Annotated in this window: 7 protein-coding genes; all 7 read right to left on the minus strand. The window is 61.3% G+C overall.

The features are described from left to right. A partial coding sequence (locus EN932_RS29290; protein WP_164890669.1) for an NAD(P)-dependent oxidoreductase occupies positions 1–537 on the minus strand: 537 nt, incomplete at its 3' end. Between the two features lie 112 nt (positions 538–649). Further along, positions 650–1,471, minus strand: coding sequence for an ABC transporter permease (locus EN932_RS29295; protein WP_024503307.1), 822 nt, complete (start codon positions 1,469–1,471; stop codon positions 650–652). Beyond that, entirely contained in the window at positions 1,468–2,187 is a 720-nt protein-coding gene (locus EN932_RS29300; protein ID WP_024503306.1) for an ABC transporter permease, read from the minus strand. The genes EN932_RS29295 and EN932_RS29300 overlap by 4 nt, the downstream gene beginning before the upstream one ends. Positions 2,188–2,267: 80 nt before the next feature. Continuing rightward, positions 2,268–3,053 (minus strand): ABC transporter substrate-binding protein, encoded by a 786-nt coding sequence (locus tag EN932_RS29305; protein WP_013531705.1) that lies wholly within the window; start codon positions 3,051–3,053, stop codon positions 2,268–2,270. A gap of 157 nt (positions 3,054–3,210) precedes the next feature. Then, positions 3,211–3,720 carry a molybdopterin-guanine dinucleotide biosynthesis protein B gene (gene mobB, locus EN932_RS29310; protein WP_024503305.1) on the minus strand — a complete coding sequence of 170 codons (510 nt, stop codon included), beginning with the start codon at positions 3,718–3,720 and terminating at the stop codon, positions 3,211–3,213. Next, positions 3,717–4,343: a molybdenum cofactor guanylyltransferase MobA gene (mobA, locus tag EN932_RS29315; RefSeq protein ID WP_128369270.1), complete on the minus strand. Its 627-nt coding sequence runs from the start codon at positions 4,341–4,343 to the stop codon at positions 3,717–3,719. Before mobA ends, mobB begins: the two co-directional genes overlap by 4 nt. 55 nt (positions 4,344–4,398) lie before the next feature. Continuing rightward, on the minus strand, positions 4,399–4,891 hold a 493-nt coding region (locus EN932_RS29320), incomplete at its 5' end, for a DMT family transporter (RefSeq protein WP_164890670.1).

Raw genomic sequence — 4,891 nt, forward strand, 5'->3', positions numbered from 1 at the left:
GGTGATCTGGTTGATCATTTTGGTGAGCTGGCCGGCACCGGCCGACCCCATCAAGCCGACCATGCGGGCAAAAGCGTCGATGACAGGCTTCGCTTTGTCGAACGCATCCTGCTCGCCGCCGACCATGACAGTCAGCACGCCGTTCTCGGCGCCGGCCTGGCCGCCCGAGACCGGCGCATCGAGAAACGAAAACCCGCCGGCTTGCGCCGCCGCCGCCAGCTCGCGAGCGACCTCGGCCGAGGCGGTGGTGTTGTCGATGAAGACCGAACCCTTCTTCATCGATTTGAAGGCGCCTTCCGGACCGGTCGTCACCGAACGCAGATCGTCGTCATTGCCGACGCAGGAGAACACAAAATCCTTGCCCTCGGCGGCCTGCGCAGGGGTCGCCGCCAGGCTACCGCCATGCTGGCCAACCCATTGCTCGGCCTTGGCCTTGGTGCGGTTGTAGACGGTGACGTCATGGCCGCCTTTGTTCTTCAAGTGTCCGGCCATCGGATAGCCCATCACGCCAAGACCGAGAAATGCCACAGATGCCATGAGCTTGCCCTTCAGAATGGAAACGGAATTTGCTGCGAAAGCTCTAGGCTCTGCGCTCAATTCGTCAAGACGCGTAGAGCCTGATCGACTGGTGCAGCCGAATTGAAAATCGTCAGCGTTTCAGGTGAACGGTGATCCGGCGCTCGATCCATTCGACGCCATGCCGCAAGATCTCGACCATCACCAGATAGACGAGGGCGACCCAGATATAGGCCTGGATGTCGAACGAGTTGGCGAAGGCGAGCTTGGCATTGCCCATCAGATCGTAGACCGTGATGATGGCGACGATGGCGGACGCCTTGACCATCAGGATCAGTTCGTTGCCATAGGGCCGCAAGGCGACGATCAGGGCTTGCGGCAGGATGATCTTGCGCAACGTCTGCAGTTTATGCAGGCCAAGCGAGGCCGCCCCTTCCCATTGCCCTCTTGGCACGCTCTCTATGGCGCCGCGCAGGATCTCCGCCTGGTAGGCGGCCGTGTTGAGCGCAAAGGCAAAGACGCCGCAATTGAACGCGTCCTTGAAAAAATCCCAGAGGCCGACCGACTGGAGTTCGACGCGGAACGAGCCCAATCCGTAGTAGACCAGATAGGTCTGGACCAGCAGCGGCGTGCCGCGGAAGAAATAGACGTAGCAATAGGCGAGGCCGGACAGGATCCGGTTGCTGGACATGCGCCCGTAAGCGACGGGCACCGACAGGATCGCGCCGAGTACCATCGATATGGAAACCAGCGCCAGCGTGACCCCAAGCCCGCTCAGATAAGCCGGCGCATATTTGGCAAAGAAATCGGGATTCCAGGCAAGGAAGAGATAGCTGACGATGCCGATACCGAACAAAATCCATAGGCCCACCAGCGCGTAACCGGCGATACGCCTGCGCGGCCAGCCGCGCGCCCGTGGCGGCGGACGTTCGACCATGGTGGCCGTGGCGCTCATCGCTGCGCCTCCCGCCGGCCAAGCGAGCGCAGGATCGCATTGGTGGCGAAGGACGACAGGACGGCCAGGCCAAGAAAGACCAGCGAGGCGACGCCGAAGAACAGGAAAGCGTGCTTGGTGACGCGGGCCGCAATGCTGGCATTGCGCAGCGTCTCGGCCAGGCCGACGACCGACACCAGCGACGTGTCCTTGAGCAGGCTGAGCCAGCAGTTCTCCAGTCCAGGAAACGCGATGCGCAGCAGTTGCGGCACGATCACCTTGCGCATGGTCAGCCAGTTCGAAAGACCGATGGCATAGCCGCCCTCATACTGGCCTTTGGGAATGGCGCGGAAGGCGGAAAGGAAAACCTCACTGGCATAGGAGGAGAAGATCAGTGCAAGCACGATCATGCCGGCGACAAAGCTGTTGACGTCGATGGTGACGTCAGGCCGGAAATACCTGACGAGATGCTGCAGCAGGATCGGCATGCCGAAAAAGAACAGGAACAGCGTCACCAGTTCTGGCAGGCCGCGAAAGACGGTGGTGTAGATGTTGGCGGCAAGGCGCAGCGACGGTTCTTCGGACTGCTTGGCGAGTGCAATGAAAAAGCCGATCGTCAATCCGATGGGCAGCGTGGCAAGCGCCAACGCAATGGTGATCAGTGCGCCATAGGCAATATCGTCAAGCCAGCCTTCAGGTCCCCAACTGAGAAGTGTCCATATGCTCTGGGCTGGCATCGACCGGTCTTATCCCCACGGCATTCCCAAGACGAATAGAAAGACGGCGGGGAAATTCCCCGCCGTCTTGAACTGGCTTATCAGGACTCGGCGCCGTAGACGTCGAACTTGAAATACTTGTCGTTGATTTCCTTGTATTTTCCATTGGCGCGAATGGCGGCGATGGCCGAATTGAGCTTGTTGACCAGGTCAGTTTCGCCCTTGCGTACGGCAATGCCGGCACCAGGCCCGAAAATCTCGACCGGCTGCGGCGAAGGTTGGCCGAGGATCTTGCAGCAGGCGCCGTCAGGCGAGTCCAGAAACTGCTGCAGCACGACGATATCGTCCTCGATGGCGTCGAGACGACCATTGGCAAGATCGGCCTGCTCCTCGGGGCTGCTCGGATAGCCCTTCACGGTGCTGTCGGTGTAGGTCTTCGAGGCATAGTTGAAATGCGTGGTGGTGGTGGCGACGCCGATGGTCTTGCCGGCGAGATCTTCCTTGGTCACGCCTTTCAGCGTGCTGTCCTTCGGCACGGCGATCGCCGAGGGCGTGTTGTAGTATTTGTTCGAGAAGTCGACCTTCTCCTTGCGCTCCGGCGTGATCGACATCGAGGCGACGATGGCGTCGAATTTACCGGCCTGGAGGGCTGGAATGATGCCGTCCCAATCCTGGGCGACGAAGGTGCACTTGACCTTCATCTCATCACAAAGCGCCTTGGCGATGTCGATATCGAAGCCCACGAGCTGGCCATCGGCGGTAAGGTTGTTGAAGGGCGGGTAGGCGCCTTCGGTGCCGATCCTCAGGGTCTTTTCCTGGGCCTGGGCGACGCCGAGTGTCAGCAGCGCGGCCGATGCGGCAAGCGCGATACGCAGTGAAATACGCATGATGGTCCTCTCTTTATGGTCCCGGCCGTCGTTCCGAACGGCTCTGTGGGGCGGTGCTTTTGACCGCCCGCTGGCGCGATACTCCCACTCTTTCCAAGAAAAAAGCAACTGCAAAACCATAAAAATGGGCAAGGCTATTCTGCCGTTGCGTCAGCGCTCAAGCAACGAGCCCGGTGGTGCGCTCGATGAAGTCGGCTATCGATTTTGCATCGTCGAGATCGAATACCGGCAGCAGCTCGCCTTCAATGGCAAAATCGGCGGCAACAGCGACGATGTTGGGATCCTCCGCTGAAAGCGGCGTACGGTCCTTCGCATCCAGCCGGCGGGTTTCGATCTTGCTGTGGGCTTCGCGCTTGTAGCCTTCGACCAGCACGAGGTCGCAAGGGGCAAGCCGCGACAGGACAGTCTCCAATGTCGGCTCATCCTCGCCGCGCAGCTCGTGCATCAGTGCCCAGCGAACGCCGGAGACGATCGCGACTTCGGTGGCGCCGGCCTGCCGGTGGCGAAAGCTGTCCGCGCCAGGTTTGTCGATGTCGAAGTCATGGTGGGCATGTTTCACCGTCGACACCTTCCAGCCGCGCCGGACCAATTCGCTGACCAACCTCTCGGTCAAAGTCGTCTTGCCGGAATTCTTCCAGCCGGTGATGCCGAAGACGCGTCTGTTCATGGCTTGATGCTCTGCAACAGACGCTCGGCAGACACAAGATCGTCCGGTTCGTTGATGTTGAAGAAAGGGTCGATCCCCGCCGCTGGCGGAACCGGGAACTCCACCTCGACAAAACCCTGCCGGTCGATGAAAGCCGAAACCCGCCTGATATCCTGATCGACCAGAAAGTGCCGCAAGGCATCGCGGCAGCCGATCGGCCACAGCGCGAAGGTCGGATGCCGCTTGCCGGCCGAGCGGGCAACGGCAATAGAACCGGGGCTTTGATCGGCGGCCCCTGCCAGACGCTCGACAAGGTCCAACGGCAGGAAAGGCGTGTCACCGGCAGCGCTGACGATCGCCTTGCAAGACCTGTTGGCCGCGGCCCATTCGAGGCCGGTCAGGATTCCGGCGAGCGGACCGGCAAAGCCGGGCACGCTGTCGGCAAGCACCGGCAGTCCAAAGCGCAGGAGTCGTGCAGGGTCGCCATTGGCGCTGAGCGCCATCGATTCTATTTGCGGGGCGAAGCGCGACACGACCTGGTCAAGCAGGCAGCCATCGCCAAGCGGCAACAGGCTCTTGTCGCCGCCGCCCATCCGCCTCGACTGGCCACCGGCCAGAACAATCCCCGCAATGTCTCGCTTCATGCCACGAAGCCTGTATGCCAGCCGTCGGAAATCACAAGAACCTTCAATGATCTGGCTAGATTCCGTCCGGAACCATGCTTGGCCCCGTGCTTTCGGCGACGATCTTGCGCCGGCCGACGACCCGCTCGCGGTAGAGCGCATAGAGGCCGGAGCCGATGATGATGGTGGCGCCGACGATCATCGGCAGATCGGGAATGTCCGCGAAGATGAACAGGCCAAGCAGGATCGACCAGATCAGGGCCGTGTAGCGGAACGGCGCGATGAAGGAGATGTCGCCCGCCCGCATCGCCATGATGATGAACTGGTAGCCGATAATCACCAGCACAGCAGCCAGGGCCAGCAGGGCCGTGCTGTTGCCCGTCATCGGCGTCCAGCCGCCCATTGCCGGCAACAGCGCCGCGCCGACGATGGTCATGGCAAGCGCGGTTGCCGTCGACACCAGCAATGTCGGAATGGCCTTGGGAATCCGCTTGGTGGCGAGATCGCGCACCGCGCAGCAGGCGACGCTGGCCAGCGCCGACAGCGAGTAGACGCTGAACCCTTCGAAG

This window comes from Mesorhizobium sp. M7A.F.Ca.US.002.01.1.1 (assembly GCF_004022955.1).
GTDB lineage: Bacteria > Pseudomonadota > Alphaproteobacteria > Rhizobiales > Rhizobiaceae > Mesorhizobium > Mesorhizobium ciceri.